15 protein-coding genes are annotated in these 19,944 nt (G+C 42.6%); 5 read left to right on the forward strand and 10 right to left on the reverse strand.

The annotated features are described in order from the left end of the window. The first annotated feature begins 201 nt into the window (after positions 1 to 201). The 4 genes from K7R10_RS05795 (at position 202) to K7R10_RS05810 (ending at position 7,369) form a co-directional block, all read left to right on the forward strand. The gene (locus K7R10_RS05795) at positions 202 to 627 is read left to right on the forward strand and encodes a hypothetical protein (RefSeq protein ID WP_224483744.1); all 426 of its coding nucleotides are present in this window, start codon (positions 202 to 204) and stop codon (positions 625 to 627) included. Between the two features lie 9 nt (positions 628 to 636). Next, positions 637 to 2,091, forward strand: coding sequence for an SDR family oxidoreductase (locus tag K7R10_RS05800; RefSeq protein ID WP_224483745.1), 1,455 nt, complete (start codon positions 637 to 639; stop codon positions 2,089 to 2,091). A gap of 147 nt (positions 2,092 to 2,238) precedes the next feature. After that, positions 2,239 to 3,567 (forward strand): glycoside hydrolase 5 family protein, encoded by a 1,329-nt coding sequence (locus K7R10_RS05805; RefSeq protein WP_224483746.1) that lies wholly within the window; start codon positions 2,239 to 2,241, stop codon positions 3,565 to 3,567. 1 nt (position 3,568) lies between these two features. After that, a complete protein-coding gene (locus tag K7R10_RS05810; RefSeq protein ID WP_224483747.1) occupies positions 3,569 to 7,369 on the forward strand; it encodes a glycosyltransferase in 3,801 nt (1,266 codons plus the stop codon). Here the strand turns inward: K7R10_RS05810 and K7R10_RS05815 are convergent. Next, on the reverse strand, positions 7,332 to 8,339 hold the full coding sequence (locus K7R10_RS05815) for a hypothetical protein (RefSeq protein ID WP_224483748.1): 1,008 nt from the start codon (positions 8,337 to 8,339) through the stop codon (positions 7,332 to 7,334). The genes K7R10_RS05810 and K7R10_RS05815 overlap by 38 nt on opposite strands. Then, positions 8,336 to 9,787: an MBOAT family O-acyltransferase gene (locus K7R10_RS05820; RefSeq protein WP_224483749.1), complete on the reverse strand. Its 1,452-nt coding sequence runs from the start codon at positions 9,785 to 9,787 to the stop codon at positions 8,336 to 8,338. The genes K7R10_RS05815 and K7R10_RS05820 overlap by 4 nt, the downstream gene beginning before the upstream one ends. Positions 9,788 to 9,936: 149 nt before the next feature. On the opposite strand from K7R10_RS05820, the gene K7R10_RS05825 reads away from it, so the two are divergent. Further along, on the forward strand, positions 9,937 to 11,439 hold the full coding sequence (locus tag K7R10_RS05825; RefSeq protein WP_224483750.1) for a BCCT family transporter: 1,503 nt from the start codon (positions 9,937 to 9,939) through the stop codon (positions 11,437 to 11,439). Here the strand turns inward: K7R10_RS05825 and K7R10_RS05830 are convergent. The 8 genes from K7R10_RS05830 to K7R10_RS05865 all read right to left on the reverse strand — a co-directional run bounded on the left by K7R10_RS05830 (position 11,426) and on the right by K7R10_RS05865 (position 19,843). Next, complete coding sequence (locus tag K7R10_RS05830) at positions 11,426 to 12,895, reverse strand: M14 family zinc carboxypeptidase (protein ID WP_370631298.1); 1,470 nt, start codon at positions 12,893 to 12,895, stop codon at positions 11,426 to 11,428. The genes K7R10_RS05825 and K7R10_RS05830 overlap by 14 nt on opposite strands. Positions 12,896 to 12,898: 3 nt before the next feature. Beyond that, complete coding sequence (locus tag K7R10_RS05835; RefSeq protein ID WP_224483751.1) at positions 12,899 to 13,555, reverse strand: N-acetylmuramoyl-L-alanine amidase; 657 nt, start codon at positions 13,553 to 13,555, stop codon at positions 12,899 to 12,901. 110 nt (positions 13,556 to 13,665) lie between these two features. Further along, entirely contained in the window at positions 13,666 to 14,277 is a 612-nt protein-coding gene (locus K7R10_RS05840; protein ID WP_224483752.1) for a phosphoadenosine phosphosulfate reductase domain-containing protein, read from the reverse strand. A gap of 73 nt (positions 14,278 to 14,350) precedes the next feature. Continuing rightward, complete coding sequence (locus K7R10_RS05845) at positions 14,351 to 14,758, reverse strand: RrF2 family transcriptional regulator (protein ID WP_224483753.1); 408 nt, start codon at positions 14,756 to 14,758, stop codon at positions 14,351 to 14,353. A gap of 88 nt (positions 14,759 to 14,846) precedes the next feature. Continuing rightward, the gene (gene ctlX, locus K7R10_RS05850) at positions 14,847 to 15,782 is read right to left on the reverse strand and encodes a citrulline utilization hydrolase CtlX (RefSeq protein WP_224483754.1); all 936 of its coding nucleotides are present in this window, start codon (positions 15,780 to 15,782) and stop codon (positions 14,847 to 14,849) included. A 21-nt stretch (positions 15,783 to 15,803) separates the two neighbouring features. Further along, complete coding sequence (locus tag K7R10_RS05855) at positions 15,804 to 16,715, reverse strand: dimethylarginine dimethylaminohydrolase family protein (RefSeq protein WP_224483755.1); 912 nt, start codon at positions 16,713 to 16,715, stop codon at positions 15,804 to 15,806. Between the two features lie 94 nt (positions 16,716 to 16,809). After that, positions 16,810 to 18,096 (reverse strand): citrate synthase, encoded by a 1,287-nt coding sequence (locus K7R10_RS05860; protein WP_224483756.1) that lies wholly within the window; start codon positions 18,094 to 18,096, stop codon positions 16,810 to 16,812. Between the two features lie 151 nt (positions 18,097 to 18,247). Further along, positions 18,248 to 19,843, reverse strand: a complete 1,596-nt coding sequence (locus tag K7R10_RS05865; protein WP_224483757.1) for a glycogen synthase — start codon at positions 19,841 to 19,843, stop codon at positions 18,248 to 18,250. Positions 19,844 to 19,944: the final 101 nt, after the last annotated feature.

Raw genomic sequence — 19,944 nt, forward strand, 5'->3', positions numbered from 1 at the left:
TCTTTCTTTAAATTCTGCCGGAAATGATCGCAAAACACCTGCCACCTCAGAAACGAACCCATTCAGGAAACCGCGGTATCACAGTGCGGTAATTTGATTCATAACATCGCCTCAGACTTACTGCTTCGATAAAAAAGCAGATGATCGATGACTCAGCAATGCCGGATCCCTTCAAAAGTTTTGAAAATATTTTAAAAAGATATGCTATTAAACATTTCATATAACGATCGCAAGGTACATGAAAAGGTATTGAATGAGGTAGGATCTCCCTTACGACTGGTCGAAAGATTTAAACTCGGAGGAAGCGGTTCTCCCAAACTTTTTATCACCAAGGCCAGCTTGCAAATCTACAACCTGCTCATACTCGACAATAATATCAACACCTGTAATATAGAAATTCGGTCAGAGGGCATCATTATCAGGTTCCGTTCGTTGCTCGAGACCTATGCTCTGATCATACCTTTTTATAAGTTGAACATTTATAAAGGCAGTGCTCAGGAATACACCTTATACAGAGACTCATATTTCATTCGTATTGCAGCCAAGACCCCTCAGGTTCACAATTTTATGAAAAAACTGAGATCGTTTAAAGATGAAAAATCAGACACCAATATCGAAGATCTATAATTTCACATCATGAAAGTTTTACTTACAGGAGCTAACGGTTACATAGGAATGCGAGTCTTACATAGTCTGCTGCCACTGGGTCATGAATTGGTTTGTGTGGTTCGGGATGAAAAAAGACTTTCGGTGCCTCCCGATATCAGATCGCAGATCGAGATTATAGAGATCGATTTTCTCGAGGAGGCAGATCCTGATAAGATCCCTCATGATATAGATGCAGCCTACTATCTTATTCATTCCATGACCTCATCAACCACAGACTTCGACGAAAAGGAAGCTCAGGCTGCAAAAAATTTCCTCAAATATGTTGAACCCACAGGGGTCAAACAGGTGATTTACCTCGGCGGTATCGCAAATAACGAAGAGCTTTCCAAGCATCTGGCCTCTCGAAAGAACGTAGAAAATATATTAAAGGAAGGAGACTTTCACCTTACAGTTTTGAGAGCCGGTATTATCGTTGGCTCAGGAAGTTCCTCCTTTGAGATCATCAGGGACCTTTGCGAAAAACTTCCTGTGATGATCTGTCCTAAATGGGTTTTGACCCGCTCTCAACCCATTGCCATACGCGATGTTCTAAAATTCCTTACAGGGGTTTTGGGAAACGAGGCTTGTTATGATGACGGCTTTGATATAGCAGGACCCAATGTGCTGAGCTACAAACAAATGCTGCAACTATATGCCAAAACGAGAGGATTTAAAAACTGGATATTTACCGTACCTGTCATGACACCCAAGCTGTCATCCTACTGGCTGTATTTCGTTACTTCCACCTCATACAAACTCGCCATGAATTTGGTCGACAGTATGAAAACTGAGGTAATCGCCAAGGATAAAAGACTGCAGGAAATGCTCGGTATAAAAACCCATACATATGTGGAAGCCATCGAAATGGCTTTTATCAAGATCGAACAGAATATGGTGGTTAGCAGCTGGAAAGACAGCATGGTAAGCGGACGGTTCAAAAAAGACCTGAACAAGTATATTCGGGTTCCCAGTTATGGCGTGCTTCGTGATCACAAAAGCATTCAGATCCAGGATCCTGAAGCGGTACTCGAAAGAATCTGGAGAATAGGAGGAGATACGGGATGGTATTACGGTGACTGGATGTGGAAGATCAGGGGCTTTTTGGATAAATTAGCTGGAGGGGTTGGCCTTCGCAGGGGCCGTACTCATCCCGACAAGATATTTCCGGGCGACTCCCTTGATTTTTGGAGGGTTCTTCTGGCCGATAAGGAAAATAAAAGGCTTTTACTTTTTGCAGAAATGCGTCTGCCGGGTGAAGCCTGGCTGGAATTCGATATCGATGAGAACAAGGTTTTACATCAAACTGCCACTTTCAGACCACGAGGCCTTTGGGGAAGACTTTACTGGTATGCCATGGTCCCCTTTCACTATTTCATTTTTGACCAGATGATCAAAAATATCGCAACGGTGCCACTCGAAGATTCAGTTCCCGTGAACGATTAGTGCTATTACAGAGAATGCTCATAGAAGAAAAGGGTTTAAAGCTCATGCAATTCATCTGATTTTTCGTCGACTTGGGGATAATTATGAATTCATCGGAGGGTAATCATTAATTTACTTTCTCTATAAAGCATTCATTCAGAACAACCTATGCTCCTAAGACCTGTTATTCTTCTGTGCACGATCATCCTGGCCTGCTGTTTCTCCGGCTGCTCGGAAAAAAGTGACCCGAAAATCGGTTCGAAGGTCTATGTTGGCAAGACCGGTGACACTTACCGCATCTTCAAAGATGGAGAACCCCTATATATTAAAGGAGCCGCAGGGGAAGCCACTCAGATGGAACTGCTGCGCGATATCGGCGGCAATACAATTCGATTCTACGATACCTTGCAATTACAATCAAACCTGGATTCTGCCATGAAGCATGGACTCTCGGTTATTGTAGACATACCCTTACCACGTTACAACGAAAAATATAATGTCTATGCCAGTGAGCGAATAAAAAATGACATCTACAAAGAGGTGGAGTTCCTTGTGTTAAAATACAAAGACCATCCGGCATTGCTCTACTGGATGCTCGGTAATGAAGTGTTATATCCCGATTCATATTTTAATTCAAGTGCAGAAGAGTTCATATCGTTTTATAATTCGCTGATCGACCTCATACACGAAATAGATAGTGACCACCCGGTCTCCACGGCGGTTTCTTCTGTTTCCAAAAAGCGCATCATCAAAATAGCGACCCATAGTTCGGAACTGGATTTTCTTTCCATCAACATTTTCGGCAACCTGAAAAGAATGCAAAAAGAGCTGGACAAGATTAAACTGATCTGGAACGGACCCTATCTTATCAGCGAATGGGGCGATGAAGGTCCGTGGGAAGTTAAAACCACCAAATGGGGTTCACCCATAGAGCCTACAAGTGAAAAAAAGGCTGAGCGGATTGCAGAAAGATACACAGAACAGATCAAACAACTCGGTGACCGATGTATGGGAAACCTGGTATTCTACTGGGGCCGTAAACACGAGAGAACACATACATGGTTCAGCCTGTTCGATGAAAAAGGACGCAAAAGTCAGATGGTATATCATTTGAATGACCTCTTTGAACAGCGGGAAACGGTCTCCGGAGAAGCTCCAAAAATAGGCTATATGCTTATTGACGGAAAAGGTGCTGAAGAAAATATGGTATTAAAACCCGGTGCCCTGCTCAACGCGGCGATCTATTACGAAGCAGATGATTGTGATCGTATCGAAATATCCTGGGAGATCCTGCCCGAGGCCTGGGACCATGTCAGGTATGATAAGGAAGATAAACCCGATGACCTCAACCATCTCATAACTGCAAGCTATGACAATCAAGCGGTAATAAAAACCCCTGATCGGGAAGGTCCCTATCGACTGTTTTGTTATGTGACCCATGAAAACGGAAGTTTTTCTTCAGCCAACACCCCCTTTTTTGTGATTAAGGATAACTAACATGAAGCGAAAAATCAAACTGCATCCTCCCTCCAAAAAAGAGAAGCTCACCCTGCGATTTCTGATCGTGATCGGCTTGTTGAGCATCATCAATTTTGCGTTCTGGTTTTTCTCTCTTGAACTGATTGATAATGCACTCCTATTTGGGTTGCTCACCGCTACACTGGCCTACAGTGCTATACGCGTTCTATATGAATGGTATCATTACTGGAGCATATCAACCCCTGAGAAAAAGAACATGAAGCGTCACCTCACTGTTGACATGCTCACTACCTATTTCCCGGGAGAGCCCTACGATATGATCGAGAATACTCTCGAAGCCATGAAAAACGTAAGATACCCACATACGACCATTCTCTGCGACGAAGCCAATGACCCCAGGCTTATAGACTTCTGTAAAAGAAATGATATCGTTCACGTTACCCGTGATAACCGGATTGATGCCAAGGCCGGAAATATCAACAATGCACTCAGAACAAAAGCTAAAGGAGATATCTGTGTGATACTCGATCCGGATCATGTTCCTGCTCCGGAATTCCTCGATCCTATCTTACCCTATTTTGAGGATCCCGATATCGGGTATGTACAGATCGTACAGGCATATAAGAACCTGCACGAATCATATGTGGCCAAAGGTGCGGCCCAGCAAACCTTTCATTTTTATGGCCCCATGATGATGGGAATGAACTCATATGGTACTGTCAACGCTATCGGAGCCAACTGTACTTTCAGGCGGGCTGCTCTTGACTCGATCGGTGGTCATGCGCCCGGACTTGCAGAAGATATGCATACTTCGATGCAACTGCATGCTAAAGGATGGAAATCGGTTTATCTTCCAAGAGTGCTGGCCAGAGGTTTGGTACCTTCATCTCTCACGGCGTATTATAAGCAACAGCTTAAATGGTCAAGGGGCACTATGGAATTACTGTTTCGGGTATACCCAAAGCTCTTTAAGAATTTTAACTGGAGACAACGACTGCATTATGCCAGTCTTCCCCTGCATTACCTTATTGGCTTCTTTTACCTGATCAATTTCCTGATACCTATTATAGCACTTACGACCTCCACCACTCCATGGAAGGGAAATATGGTTTTCTTTGGTTTTATATGCATTCCGCTTATAGCGAGTGTCATACTTGTCAGAACCTATGTTCAGAGATGGGTCATGGAGGAAAGCGAAAGAGGGTTTCACGTGGTCGGAGGGCTTTTACAGATAACGGCATGGTGGGTATTTTGCGTCGGTATTATTTACACTTTTTTTAAAAAGAAAGTACCCTATTTACCCACACCAAAAACAGGAGAAGACAAAACAAGCTGGAAAATTCTTGCCCCCAATATAATTATGGGTTTACTCTCTATCGCAGCCATCGCCTATGGCCTGTTGATGAACCTTACCCCCTTCAGTATCCTGATGTCTGGTTTTGCCTTGCTGAATGCTTTCTTTATGTTCTTTACAATCTATTTGGGAAGTCATCGGTCGAGAAATATAGAGATGTTCGAGGAAGGCCTTTCCAAAAAATGGTATGCAGCAAAACACGCAGCCAAGGTCAGGTTTTATCATTTCAGGCACGGTCTCTATCGGGTTGCCAGGAAAACAGCACTTCCCCTTATGATTTTCAGTTGTGTGATTTCAGCCCTGCTGGTATACCAGATGAATTACCTAAGGTGGGAAGGAGTGACTCCCCGTAATCCCCTGCCGAGACTTCCTGTAAAATCACTGGGAATATACCACCCCAGTCTTATTAACGGCCCTTCAGACATGGCTTCTGTAGACCGGGTAGAGAAAGCTTTAAAATTGAAGTTCGATATCATTTCGCACTATGTTCCATGGGGAGATTCAAAAGACCTTGAGGGACTCACTGAAATACTTGACAACCGAAAGAACAACGATTACACCCCGATGATCACCTGGGAACCCTGGGCCAGCAATTTCAGTTTCAGCAGAGAAGATGATCAACTATCACGTGAGAGGGAGGTATACAGGCAAATCACCCGCGGAACCTTTGATACTTACATAGATCGTTTCGCCGAAGAGATCAGCAATTATGAGAATCCGGTGTACATACGTTTTGCTCATGAGTTCGACAATCCTGATTACCCCTGGTCTAAGACAGGCGGCAATAACAGCCAGGAGTTTAAGAGAGCCTGGCGGTATGTTTGGAACAGATTCAAGGATCAGGGGGTGACCAATGTTTCCTGGATATGGAACCCCTGGAAATCAGAAGCCATAAAGAACTATTACCCGGGTGATGCCTATGTAGACTTTGTCGGAATAACCGGATTGAACTACAGCGATATCTTGGGAGGCCAGGGGATTACTCCATTTGAACGTATTTATAATCCGTTCCGGGAAGCACTGCTCGATGCACAAATAGACAAGCCTGTCATTATTGCTGAATTCGGGAGTCTTAACTTGAACGGTCATCAGAATGACTGGCTTATGAGCAGCCTGGAATCGATATTTCTGAATTACCAGGAAATAAAGTCAATTGTATTTTTCAACAGCAATATCGATCAAAATATTCCTGATCATATCGAATTGGCGAGCCTTGACTGGTCGATAAATGATCCCGACTCTATAAAATTGAAGCTATGGGAACTTAAAGATGCGGCCACGGAAAAATTCCAGTCCTTTGAGGACCTTGAACCCAGGCATAAAATTCAAAATTATGCCATCACAAAAAACATACGGGGAGTGAACTATAAGAAGGGTCAGAACTGGTATAAAAATTACCAGGTGCTCGATCGCAATACCCTGGATCAGGATTTCAACCTCATGAAAGATATCGGCCTAAACCAGGTCAAGTATTATGGAAGTGAAATTTATCATTATAATTTTTTCAGGCTGATAAGAGAAAAAGGACTTAAAGTAAGTTATGGGCTCTGGCTTCCTGAAAACAATAACTTTCAGTTTAACAGACGATCTTTTGACGAAATCAAAACGGAGTTTATAAAAAAGATCAGAGAATTAAAAAGCAACCCTGACATCACTTCCTGGTACCTGGGTAACGATTTGCTGTCATCATATTACAATAAATTACAAACCTCAGAGATCTATAACTTTCAACAGGATTATCTTGAATGGCTGAATTCACTCATCGCTGATATCAAAGCTGAAGATCCCAACAGACCGGTTATCGTGGAGATCGATGCCAATGCGAAAGCTATTTATCACACCAGGCTTTTACAAAATCAGGTTGAAGGCATTGATGCGCTGGGTTTGGTAGTTCGTGATCCGGAAGCCTTTAAATTGCTTAGGAAATATCTGAGTCAGGAAAAAATCGCATTCCTTATAAGCGACATCGATCCTGAACTACTCCCCGAAATACAGAACGGTTCTTTTTATCTGAGAAACTGGCAGGACCAGAGAGAAAGCGATGTAGTAAGTTTTGACGGGCTGCTTGATAACTACGGCAATAAGAAAACGGCTTATCGCGACCTGCTACACTCCTACAGAAAGATCCCTGCAGATTATAACAAGTTAAAAATACGCGTGCTGAAACCTGCCGATCTGGTTGGTAAGAATAAGACCATGACGTACCATGCCATGAAAAGACATGCTGAAGATAAAAATTGGAAATACATCAAAAACAGGAATCCCTATTCACTTGAATGGTTTCTGGTAAAGAATGATGATTTCGGCAATCATCTAGCCATTAAAAAATTGGGTGAAACATCTTCCATTGACGTAAAGATTCCTGAAAATTACCAGAACTATCAGTTGATACTCAGATATAAGGATGATGGATATGTAAAAGATGTTCTTACCTCCCTGAATATTCCCTTACTTCCGTCAGAATAGGTTTTTTTTTACTATTCAGATAATCCGAAATATCCCGGGCGAGCTGCCTTGTAAATGCCTTAGCACTCTCAGAGTAAAGATGTGAGGCATCATATGTCTGAAACCTTTCTTCTACAGCATCAGCATAATTCAGATACAAGACCTCATTTCTTTTTGCAAACCCTGTCATAAGGGAATCCATTTCGGGCCAGATCTGCTCTTCAAGCTTCAGGAGGTCGGGATGCATGGGTATACGCACTATAAATACCTCCCCGTGACCTTGCAATGTTTTTATGGTTTTCTCGAACCAACGCAAACGATAATCAGAAATGGATTCAGGTAACACCTTCACCAGTTTGGTATAGCCCTCTACCGTTTCCTGTTGCCAAAACCTGATCTGATCCTGATCGATCTGATAATCGCCGGCTGAAAGTCTGAACTCTTCCCAACCGTTGTCATGAAAAACAGTGGTAATGCGATGCTCATGAGGTAAAATCCCTTTATACAAAGACCGGCCAAAACATTCTCTTACATATTCAAAATTCGGATGCGCATTAAGATTTTCGACTTTCGCGATCATCATTTTCTGATCGAACTCAAAAACCTCAGCATCACTGCTCATTCTGTCAGGGGCAGAAAAACTTCCGGGAGACACTCCCAATATATAAATCCCGGTTGTTGTGCTGTCGGGTATTTTTTTCTTAATGGCATTGAGATAGACCTCTCCGTAAGGTGACTGAGACTTTTCAAAGGCAAAATTCAGGAATTCCTTCTGGTAAGGTACATCAAGAGAAGCCGCAAGGGTCTGGGGGTCGATACCGTAATGCGCCCTTGAAAGCCCAAGAATCAGGTTGGGGGCACGATGTGTGAATTTCGGGTAATCATCTCCAACAAAACCACGGGTCAAAACCCAGGAAAAAAGAATATAAGTTCCTGCCAGCAAGAGGGCCAGCACAAGGATCTTTCCTATAAATATTCTGATCTCCTTCAAAATTGAAAATATATAAAATTGTTCTGCCGGTTCACACTGAAAAGTACGATAACCAGTATAAACGTCAGGTATATTCCCCAACGAACCTGTACGGGCCTGAAGGTAACCAATTCATATACCTTGTCATTCCCTTTGAAATAATGAATAGTCTGAACAACTATGATCAGGAAAAAGCATAAAGCCAGCTCCAGATAATCCTGCGTAACATTAACGTAGGTTGAACTTAAGCTCACCATTCTTCTCAGATAGATCGCTGCCGTACCTATGTCTGGAGAGCGAAAGAAAATAAGCGAGGTTGACAGGGAAAGAAAAACAGCAGCCCAGGTAACCAAACGCAATCCCAGTGACTTTCTTGATATCCCAAAATACTGGAGGAGTCTGTGCCGAAGATTCTTTGTAGATGCTTCCAGTAACATAAATAAACCACAGATGGCTCCCCAGACTACAAATGTCCAGTTAGCACCATGCCACAAACCATTACACACAAAAACGATCATAGCGGCCATGGCCTTGGTCGTACCGAACTTTCTGATGAGCGGGATATAAAGATAGTCCCGCAACCACAGCATCAGAGATATATGCCAGCGACGCCAGAAGTCGCCGAAACTTTTCATAAATATCGGCTTGTTGAAGTTTTGCATCAGATCGTAACCCAATACCCTTGCGGCACCTACAGCAATAGTACAATATGCTGAAAAATCAAAATAAATCTGAAATGAGAAAAACAGACTGCCGATAAAAAGCGGTAATCCGCGATGCCTGGAAGGATCATAAAACACTTCATCAACATACACTCCAAGTCGGTCTGCAACCACCAGCTTTAAAAAGAACCCCCATGCCATCATCGTGATACCAATCTTGATCGAACGGATATCGAGTTTTATCTTTTTATAGAACTGCGGGATCAGGCGATGTGCCCGCTCGATAGGACCTGCTACCAGCTGAGGGAAAAACGCCACATACAACGCGTATTTCCCGAAATGTCTGATTGGCTTGATCTCTCTTCGGTATACATCTATACTGTAGCTAAGTGTCTGAAAGGTGTAAAAACTGATCCCTATCGGAAGTAAAATCTTATTGAATGAATAGGTTTCATTGCTCATCTCAGGTAACCAGTCGATTCCGAAAAAAGCAAGTATGGCTCTTGAGCTCTCGGTGAAGAAAATAAAATACTTGAAGAAGAACAACATTCCCAGGTTACCGCCGATACTCAGCCAGAGATAAAATTTTCTCCGCTTTAGCTGATTGATCTGTTCCATTTTCAGGGCACAGAAATAATCGAGACAGGTGGAGGCCATCAATAGTATAATCAGGCTTGGCTCCAGCCACATATAAAAAAAATAACTGGCCAGCAAGAGCCAGGCCCATCTGATAAAATGCGGTAGTAGATAAAATACCAATGCTACTAAGGGGAAAAAGAATAAGAAATCAAAAGAATTGAATAACATTCGGAGCCCTTTTTGGTAATACACTCTAATTTAACCGATTATAGACGAACCCGATAATGAAACCAGTTCAAAAGACAAAAATGAATGATTAAATACAAGACCCTCAGCAGTGAAGTCATATTCACTCATTATTCCCTATATTCATTCTCATGTTTTTAAAATCTTACGTAAACAGGAATAAATTACTGGTCTTCTCAGTGCTTCTCATACTCATATTCTCCCTGGGTATGATCCTGTTTACAGAGGCGGTTTTCCAGCTTACCAGCGTTCTTTCTGCCTGGATACGCTCTTTATTTGGACGCTATTATCTTTGGCTCGGACTGGGCTGTGTACTGCTTTTATGCGGCCTTGCTCTGTCTCCCTTAGGATCGAAAAGAATTGGCAAAGCAACAGACAGACCTGAACATTCCAGGTGGTCCTGGATCGCCATGCTCTATAGTGCCGGGATGGGGGCCGGCGTCTTATTGCGAGCAGTACAGGAACCGGTTTATATGTTTCTCAATCCACCGGTGAGCACAGGAGAACCTGCCCCGGTTGTGGCTCTGGAATACACCTTCTACCAATGGGGACTGACAGCCTGGGCGTTTTATGCCCTTTTTGCCCTGATCATAGGGTATGCATTCTTTACAAAAGGCAAGCTCATCCTGGTCAGTGCTGCGGTGGAAAACCAGGTAAGAAATAAGCGAATTTTAAAAACGATCGATTTACTGGTGATTCTCACTACAGTTATCGGTGTTGTTGCTGCGATCTGTCTGGGAACGACACAGATCACCGGAGGACTCAGCTTTCTCTCTAAATACGATCTCGGTATTGAAACCAATATTACATTTTTGATACTGATCATGACCCTTGCCTTTATTTCAGTCTGGTCAGGCCTGAATCGCGGAATAAAATCAATCTCTAATTTCAACATCCTGTTAACCCTGTCTCTGTTATTTTTTACTATGGTCATGGGTGATATGTCAGGCATACTTATTTCCTTCTTCAACAGCCTTTGGGAGTATATCAAAGATTTTATTCTGTTAAGTCTCGCCTGGGGTGATTATAATCCCGGGGAAGTTTTTTTGAAAGACTGGACCTATTACTATTGGGCTTTTTGGATCTCATGGGCTCCATTTACAGGCGTTTTTATAGCCAGGATCTCGAAGGGAAGAACCATCAGAGAGTTTGTTCTGGGGGTTATGATTATTCCTTCTCTGGCAAGTTTCTTCTGGTTCTCGGTTTTTGGTCATACTGCCATGAGCCTGATTACTGAATGGGGTTCCTATTCCGGACAATTCAGTGATGAATTCAGTTCAATCTTTGTTTTCTTTTCCTTCCTCCCTTTTGACTTCGTCATAAACCCGCTTATCATTATACTTTTGATCGGTTTTCTGGTGACCTCAGTAGATTCAGCGGTATACGTTCTAAGCATGTTCAGTGATCGGGGTGTAACAGATCCAAATAAAAAGCACCGACTGTTATGGTCGGTGCTTATGGCTTTAACAGGTATCGGACTTTTAATCTTAAGCAACGTGAGGCAGGAAATCGATGTACTTAACATCCTGCAAATCATGTTGATCGTTACCTCTCTTCCCTTTTCATTTTTTATTCCCTACATAACCTTTCATTTTGTAAGGGAGCTAAGCACAAAAAAGCTTAGCGATAAATAAGTGAGTTTCTGAAGGTCATTTCCTCTGCTTCAGCTTTTTCCAGGTCTATGATAAATCCGTTAATAACGTAATGGGTTTTCTTACCTTCTTTACTCAGGTAGAAGGTAGGATTGCTGCCTACCTTAAGTTCGAACCCGGGTTCATAATCGGTACTGATAACATGCATTGGAAATTCTGCATGGGTCAGGGAATCAGGTATCTCCTCTACGCGTAAATAACCATACCCCTGCGCTATCAAATTCATGTGATCCAACTTTCCGGCCTCCTCCAGATTCTTAACTTTCTGAGGATATACCTTAGCCGGTTCTGCCACATAACCTGAAACATCGATGCTTTTATAACCAAAGAAGGTTGACAAATCCCCGACATCTCCTATACCTGATGCCAGATAAAAGTCTGAATGCGCTTCGTTATCTACTTCGTATCTGTAGAAACCTACATCCAGAATATACCGGTCACCTAACAATTCATGCGTAAGCCCCTTAAGCTTAAGGTCGAATAGTTTACGATCATTATTGGGTATCTCAAAATACCTGTCTTTATCGATTCCTATATAACTCTCATTGGCAATGGCATGGAGTGCGGTCAGAATAGACACAAAATTTAGTTTTCTGATGCGTTGTTTTTCCCTGTCATCATAGGTTCCTCCCGATTCGATAAGAATGGTACTCGTGCCCCATTTCTGAATGTTGTCTCCAAAAGCACGAGGTTCAAAATCGTCGTTATATCGTCCGACCTGACCGGGAACATAACGCTGAAGAACCTCATTCATCAGAACGATGATTTTCATGGCATTACCCCTGACAAGATTCACATCTTTATCGTAGTTATAGGCTGGTGCCAGGTAAGAAATCGTGGCCGGTTTCTCGGTTAGGTTGGCATTGTAATAGCGACTTTGGTCATGCAGGTTGAAACCAAAATCGGCCTCCAGACTGTCTCTGACCCGCTTCAGGGTTTTTGATTCAGGCGATTGTAAGCGCAGTGCGTCTCTGTTAATATCGATACCCAAACGATTCCTTCTGCTGAAGTTTTCAGCCCCGTCGGGATTGAGCATAGGTAAAAAATGGATACGCAGATTACTTAAAAGTAACGACTTCTCATCTTTAAAATCTTTTGAATCAAAGAAATTCAAAATATCAAAGATTGCCAGGGTAGCTGTAGATTCATCGCCATGCATCTGTGACCAAAGGAAGACATCGGTTTCGCCTGACCCCAGAGATAACAAATAGAGATCTCTTCCTTCTATCGACTGCCCGACTTTATTAACTTCAACATCAGTCTTTTTCTTTAAGCCTGAAATCAGCGGAAGCAGATCTTCGTGTTTGACCCTTCTCTTGGTAAGTGAAGGCTCCTGATATTTTTCGTATGACGCATAGAGAGAACCTGTGAAATCCTGGGCATTTAAAGCAATACATTGACAGAACAAAAACAGGTAAAAGAAATATTCTTTCATCATGGTTTATTTTTCAGGTATGGGTTTAAATTTGTCAGCCTCAAACGATGAACGAACTTTTGTCATAAAATCATCTCCCGGGTCTGATTTTTCGGTACGGTATCCTTCGTCCTTTTCCAGCCATAAGGGATGACCTTCGAAAAGTCTGTACTCGTGGTGTCCTATCACATAATCAATGGGATATTTTTTTGAAAGATATTCTACCAGTTGAATATTACTGCGCAGCTGTGCTTCGGTAAGAGGAGTTTCTTTTGTTCCCCCCACATTTTCGATTCCTATCGCACAATGGTTCAACCCGATCACGTGTCGGGCCATGGTTGTTTCAGGCATCAGCCTGTAAATGGTTCCGTCTTGTGCTATCAGGAAATGAGCAGATACGTTCAGGGCCCCTGCACCTGCGATCTCAGGCCTCCAGTTTGGTAGTTTGGAATCCCGAAATGCGTCGAACGATTTTTCAAGGCTTGGGATGGCTGTCCAGTGTATCACTACCATTTTCGGATCGATAGTGGGTACATCCTGCTGAAGACCATATCGCTCATCGAGGTAGGCGATGGTAAGTTCCTCTCTTTCCTGATCGAAAGAAACGGGTCTGTCAACAATTTTTGGGCCGCAACCAAGCAGCACCGCTGCACAGGATACTAAAATAAGCTTGTTCAGTTTCATCTTTATTTATCGGTAAAATTTCTCATAAATATATGACTCACATTTTGTATAACCACAAAAAAAACCGGTATGATACCGGTTCTGTTCCTATACTCCTGAAGGATAAACTCTTAGGAAAGATGCAATCCGCATTCACGATTTCCATGTACTTTAGTGGGATCAAAGTAACGATTTTCATTCTCCAACCTGAACCCATCCATATACCGGTCCAGTTCTTTATCTGAATAATGATAGAACGGACTTACCTTGATACGTTCATCCCTGTCTGTGGAGACGATGTCTAACGAGTCTCGTAACGCGGTCTGACCTTTTCTGAGGTTGGTAAACCACAAATCCGGATTCAGATCCCGCATGGCCCGTTTGAATGGTTCCAACTTGACCTGGTAGGTAAATTTTTCGTGAAGGGGATCATCGATATCAGGAATTCCCATAATCACTTCCCGATGAGCAACGGTCTGTTTGGGAACATAAAGATGAATGTTCAGGCCCAATTCCTCAATAAGATTTTCGGCATATCGGTAAGTATGGGCCGTATTATACCCGGTATCACACCATATTACAGGGATTTCAGGCATCAAACGTGTTACCGCATGCAGGATAACAGCTTCATAGGGCCTGAAATTAGTTGTAATCACGGGCCTTTCAGCCTTCTCAAGTGCCCAAATGATTATTTCTTCCGGGCTTCTGTCCTTTAATTCTGTATTGATACTTTCGGTATTCATATCTATTTTGTGTTTACCTCAAAAGGCAAATATATAAATACCCTAGTAAATTAATAGACTTTATTGGTTTTAATTATGTGAGATCTGCCAGCGTTTTGTTTTCCAGCACTTGTAAGGTACTGTCTCTTACCTCTATCATAAGCCTGCTCAGCGAACAAGTCTCTTCATCAGGACAATCGTCACATTTCTCATAAAAGTTCAGACTTACGCAGGGGAGCATCGCGATCGGCCCCTCAAGAATTCTGATCAATGCAGCAACCGTAATTTTTTCAGGCGATTTGATCAGGTAATAGCCCCCGCCCTTTCCCTTCTTGGAACCAAGAAAGCCCGCATTTTTCAATTGCAGCAAGATGATTTCCAGGAATTTTTTTGAAATATTTTCCTTTTCAGAAATTTCAGATATCAGTATGGGCTCATTCCCTCCTTTTTTGGCCATATAAGTCAGTGCCTTCAGGCCGTATTTGGTTTTTTTTGACAACATAGCAGCTGTTTTCCTTTCTTGAATTCAGAGCAGAAACAGGCCCGGACGATCAAAAGATGGAGCCGGGCCATTTCTTCAGGAAGGTAATTTACTGTTTTTTGGGCAGAAACACCTCTGCCATCATGCAGCGGGCACTTCCTCCACCTAAAGTTTCTATTGTGGTAAGCGGACTATAGATAATTTCATTATAGCCTTCCAGTTTTTCTCTTTGTTCATCGGTTAGTGAACGATAGGCAGCTTCACTCATTACAAGATATGGAGTTCCCTCCTTCGAAACCACCTGCAACATGTTCCCGGCAAAGTGATTCATCTGTTCCTCACTGATCTCAATGATCTCCTTTCCGTCCATTTTCAGATGATCGGTTACATTCTTACGCTCCTTCTTGTCATCGATGGTGTCAAGACAAATAACTGCATAACGATCAGCCATACACATGAGAACATTGGTGTGATAGATCTGCTTCCTTTCCTTACCAACAGACTGATAAGCATTAAAGATTACCGGAAAATATTCGAAATCTTCACAAAATTCTATAAACAGATCTTCGTCGGCCCGTGGCGATAATGCGCAATAAGCCTTTTTATTTTCACGATCAAGCACAATGCTCCCGGTTCCTTCAAGAAATACCTCATCATCTTCTGCACTGGTATAATCCAATACCTGATCGATCTGAAATCCTTGCTGCTCCAGCAGTTGAAGAACGTCTTCGCGTCTTTCCAGGCGTCGGTTTTCAGCGAACATAGGGTACAAAGCAATGGTGCCTTCCCTGTGAAAAGATATCCAGTTATTAGGAAAGATCGAATCGGGCGTATCAGGGTCTTCTGTATCGTCAACCACAACCACTTCTATATTCTTCGCGCGTAGTTTCTGCACAAAATCATCAAATTCTTTCTGAGCAGCAGCGGTGACTGAAAGGCTCTTCTCTTCTAACTCCTGCTGGAAGTAATTATTTACAGCGGTCTGTTCATTCATTCGGAAATTGACCGGACGAATCATCAAAAGGGTATTGGTAGCTTGTTTCATTTTTTTAATTTTTTGAAGTGATCATGCTCTTAGCAATGGCATGGTCGAACAACGTAAAAGTCCTTCCTGCTTTGCAATTTCAGCATATGGTATTTCTTCGACAGTAAGGCCTTGTAATCTTAGCCAATCATTTAAACGCTTAAAATTCCTTTCTGAAACCACCACATCAGGGGCGATAGAAAAAACGTTACTGAACATCTGGTACATTTCATCTCTTGTAATATGAAAGAGGTTTTCTTTTCCGAATAAATCTCTCAGGTACTCATAATCTTTCACATCGCGAAATCCTCCTTCGTAGATAATACCCAGGTTATCACCCACAGGCTGAAAACAGCAGTCCAAATGCAAGGCGTTATCCCGCGCTTCCGTTTTGGATTTTACCAGGTCGAATTCCCTGACCGTTTTATGAGGAAACAGTTCTTTGATGAATCTAACCGCTTGCATGTTGGTTCGCGCAGTTATCTGGTCAGGATAATCATCACCCTTATAGGTTCCGATAAAAATATGATCCTTCCAGAGCATAACGTCACCTCCTTCGATATGTACTTCTTCCGGCGGTTGAATCACCTGCCCTGAAGGTATCTTTTCTATGATGTATTCGATGGCCTTCTTTTCATCTTCCCTGTCAGGAAGAATATTTGACTTGATGAGCTTATCTTCAATGACCATCGCGATATCACGGGTAAAAATTTGGTTGCAGTCATTTATTATCCGGGGTCTGTATACGGTAACATCGTATTTTTCCAGAACTGTTTTGAATGCATCCATTTCTTTGACCATATCCTCTTCAACCGGATAAGTACCCGCTAAAATATGTTCGAGCGATTTTGGGTCATAGGCTTCCTCTGCCGAGGGCGTAGGGCCATTACTCAAAGCAGTACCCAAAATCACCGCTTTCAATCTTGAGGTTTCGTCTGCAACATGTATTTTCATACTCTGATTTTAAAAATGTCGACAAAATAAAGAAAAGCGGGAAATCAAACTAAATCGTTTTCCCGCTTTTTTCTAAAATAATTTTCTATTCCGTTTACGACCTGTCTTTCAGATCCTTAAACTCTCTGTGGTTATTCCCTATGTAAACCTGTCTGGGTCTTCCGATAGGTTCCTTACGCAACCTCATTTCACGCCATTGAGCGATCCATCCGGGCAGACGACCCAACGCAAACATCACTGTAAACATTTCTGTAGGTATCCCCAGTGCGCGGTAGATTATTCCTGAATAGAAATCTACGTTAGGATAGAGTTTTCTATCAACAAAATACTGATCTTCCAAAGCTTGTTTCTCAAGTCCTTTAGCGATCTCAAGAATCGGATCTTCTACCCCCAGGTCTCCAAGCACCTCATCGGCTGATTTCTTGATGATCTTGGCACGAGGATCAAAATTCTTGTAAACCCGGTGTCCAAAGCCCATCAGGCGGAAAGGGTCATCTTTGTCTTTGGCCTTTTCCATATACTTTTCAGTATCACCTCCGTCAGCTTTGATCTTTTCCAGCATTTCGATCACTGCCTGGTTTGCCCCTCCGTGCAGCGGTCCCCAGAGAGCGGAAACTCCGGCAGCGATAGAGGCGAAAAGACCGGCATGAGAAGAACCTACAATACGAACGGTTGATGTTGAACAGTTCTGTTCGTGATCAGCATGCAGAATCAGTAGTTTATCCAGGGCATTTACAACCACAGGATTCATCTTATAAGTTTCATTGGGCTTTTTGAACATCATATACAGCATGTTCTCTACGTAGCCAAGGGTGGAATCTCCGTAATCATACGGCTTTGACTTCATCTTTCTGAGAGTCCAGGCAGCCAGTACAGGGAATTTACCCATTATACGAACGATAGCATTATACATATCTTCCTCAGAATTGATATCTACGGAAGATGGATTAAAGGCCGTAAGGGCTGAAGTAAGGGAAGAAAGCACTCCCATTGGGTGTGCTGATCGAGGAAAACTATCTACGATCTTTTTAACATCTTCGTCTACCTCTGAATTTTCTTTAATGTCATTATGAAACTTCTCCAGTTGTTGTTTATTGGGAAGCTCTCCAAAGATCAGGAGGTAAGCTACTTCCAGAAAGTCTGCCTTTTCCGCGAGATCTTCGATGGCATATCCTCTGTACCGAAGTATTCCTTTCTCACCATCCAGGTAAGTGATAGCACTTTCACATGATCCGGTATTTTTGAAACCGGGGTCCAGGGTGATCATACCGGTACTCGATCTCAAGGTTTTTATATCGATCGCCAATTCATTTTCTGAGCCTTCCACCACCGGAAACTCAAAAGTCTTTCCGTTGTACTGTAAAGTAGCTTTATCTGACATATATTGCTTTGATTTATATTATTTTTTAAGTGTTGCGAAATTACGAAATTAAGTGTTAAAATTGGGTTAATCCTTGTTGTTTTTAGCCTGTAAAAGCCCCCTTTATTCCCGATTTTTCAACAATTTAAACTTCAAGGTCGCTCCACAACTTTCAGGGTCTTGCACCGGCCTTTTTTTTCTTCTTCCCATTTTCTTCGTCATCTGCATCCTTCAGCTTATACAGATCACGGTAATAGTCATCTACAGAGTTCTCCCATGAAAAACGCGCTTCTGAAGCCGCCCGGCAAACTGCCTTCCATTTCTCCGGCTCATCGAAATAAAGATCAAGTGCCTTTTTGAAAACTTTGACAAACGATCGCTTCTTTTTATCAAGGGTCTCTCCTTCAAAAGCGAAACCGGTTTTCATATGTGCTACAGTATCTTTCAAACCTCCGGTATGATTCACCAGGCAGGGCTGACCATTTCTCATAGCCAGCATTTGGCTGATACCACAGGGCTCAAACAGACTGGGCATGAGGTAAAGATCAGATTCCAGATATAGGGAATCGATCACATCTTCAGACTGGGCGTTGATAAATAAAAAGTTTTCCCTTTCATAACTGAGCGACCTGAACAGCTCCTCATATTCAGGAGCCCCCGTTCCTAAAATGATGTAGACCCCATTTCTGCGCTCTAAAATATCGAGTAATTCCCGCAGCAGATCGGGATCTTCCTTATAGAAGTAAAACTTTTGTTCGGTGAGTCTTGCCACACTACAGCAAACAAAGTCCGGTTTATGGCTTAGAAGCCTGGTAATCTTGTGCCCCGTGTGGGCCAGAAAATCAGACTTATACTTCTTATTAGGCTGTTGCAACCAGATAAAAAGGTCAGAAAGCGTGTTCTTCCACAACCAACCCTTTTCGGCCACCCTGATATTATTATAATTACATCCGTTAAGTATTCCAAACAGCCGTCCTTCCTTATCAGCCTTTTTCAGATCAGCCTCAAGTCCTTCGCCGCCGATGAAATGCGGAGGCTTACTGGCCTGCTGTACATCTTCCCGGTAGGAGGGTGATACGGTGTGAACCGCGTCGGCATGTCTGATCCCTACAGCCATAAGATTGATACAATCAGGATATCGGGGATCAACCAGTTCTTCTGCGTTGAACACAACCTCAGGGTAAAATGCTTCCAGTGAGGAAGCGTTATCTCTGAAGGGCCTGATACCCTGGATAGCGAGATTATGAATAGAGTAAACCCAACGTGAGTTTCTCAACACAGCGTATGACGGGTGATATTTTTTAAGGAACAGTAACAGGCTCGTATGCCAGTCGTGAAGATGCACCACATCCGGTTTACCAAAAACTCCCTGCTTAACTGCTTCTGCAACTGCTATACAAAAAAGAGAGAAGGCATTGGCATCCTGAAAAAAAGGCTGAACGGGATCGTTATAATAAATGTGGGCTATATCTCCTGATTTTATATCCGGATGATCGATCACGTAATGGGCAATTCCCGGCAGGATCTTTTTACCCGGCACCTCGTAAATTACCGCCTGCTGATCATAGCCACGGTATGAGAAATTAAGTTCCATAACCGGTTTCCCTTGTTGATGCAATCTCCCGTAAGAGGGAGTCACCACATTAACGGTATCTCCACGTGCAGCGATATGTCGTGGCACATCTCTGACCACATCGCCCATTCCTCCGGCTTTACAATTTGGTATTCCGTCGTTTTCAGCTGATACAAATAAAAAGTTGTTATTCACAGGTTGGTCTATTTCAGGATTAAAGAGATTGAATGAATATTTAAAAGATAACCAATTCCCGGCAGACTGGAAATTGCGATATCATTAAAACATTGTTAATA

Origin of the sequence: Robertkochia aurantiaca (assembly GCF_020166495.1) — a bacterium.
GTDB classification, from domain to species: Bacteria; Bacteroidota; Bacteroidia; order Flavobacteriales; family Flavobacteriaceae; genus Robertkochia; species Robertkochia aurantiaca.

What these genes read in the sequence shown, in the direction of transcription:
- K7R10_RS05795 (WP_224483744.1), top strand. Translation starts at nt 202, where the DNA reads ATGCTATTAAACATTTCATATAACGATCGCAAGGTACATGAAAAGGTA.
- K7R10_RS05800 (WP_224483745.1), top strand. Translation starts at nt 637, where the DNA reads ATGAAAGTTTTACTTACAGGAGCTAACGGTTACATAGGAATGCGAGTC.
- K7R10_RS05805 (WP_224483746.1), top strand. Translation starts at nt 2,239, where the DNA reads ATGCTCCTAAGACCTGTTATTCTTCTGTGCACGATCATCCTGGCCTGC.
- K7R10_RS05810 (WP_224483747.1), top strand. Translation starts at nt 3,569, where the DNA reads ATGAAGCGAAAAATCAAACTGCATCCTCCCTCCAAAAAAGAGAAGCTC.
- K7R10_RS05820 (WP_224483749.1), bottom strand. Translation starts at nt 9,787, where the DNA reads ATGTTATTCAATTCTTTTGATTTCTTATTCTTTTTCCCCTTAGTAGCA.
- K7R10_RS05825 (WP_224483750.1), top strand. Translation starts at nt 9,937, where the DNA reads ATGTTTTTAAAATCTTACGTAAACAGGAATAAATTACTGGTCTTCTCA.
- K7R10_RS05830 (WP_370631298.1), bottom strand. Translation starts at nt 12,895, where the DNA reads ATGATGAAAGAATATTTCTTTTACCTGTTTTTGTTCTGTCAATGTATT.
- K7R10_RS05835 (WP_224483751.1), bottom strand. Translation starts at nt 13,555, where the DNA reads ATGAAACTGAACAAGCTTATTTTAGTATCCTGTGCAGCGGTGCTGCTT.
- K7R10_RS05840 (WP_224483752.1), bottom strand. Translation starts at nt 14,277, where the DNA reads ATGAATACCGAAAGTATCAATACAGAATTAAAGGACAGAAGCCCGGAA.
- K7R10_RS05845 (WP_224483753.1), bottom strand. Translation starts at nt 14,758, where the DNA reads ATGTTGTCAAAAAAAACCAAATACGGCCTGAAGGCACTGACTTATATG.
- ctlX (WP_224483754.1), bottom strand. Translation starts at nt 15,782, where the DNA reads ATGAAACAAGCTACCAATACCCTTTTGATGATTCGTCCGGTCAATTTC.
- K7R10_RS05855 (WP_224483755.1), bottom strand. Translation starts at nt 16,715, where the DNA reads ATGAAAATACATGTTGCAGACGAAACCTCAAGATTGAAAGCGGTGATT.
- K7R10_RS05860 (WP_224483756.1), bottom strand. Translation starts at nt 18,096, where the DNA reads ATGTCAGATAAAGCTACTTTACAGTACAACGGAAAGACTTTTGAGTTT.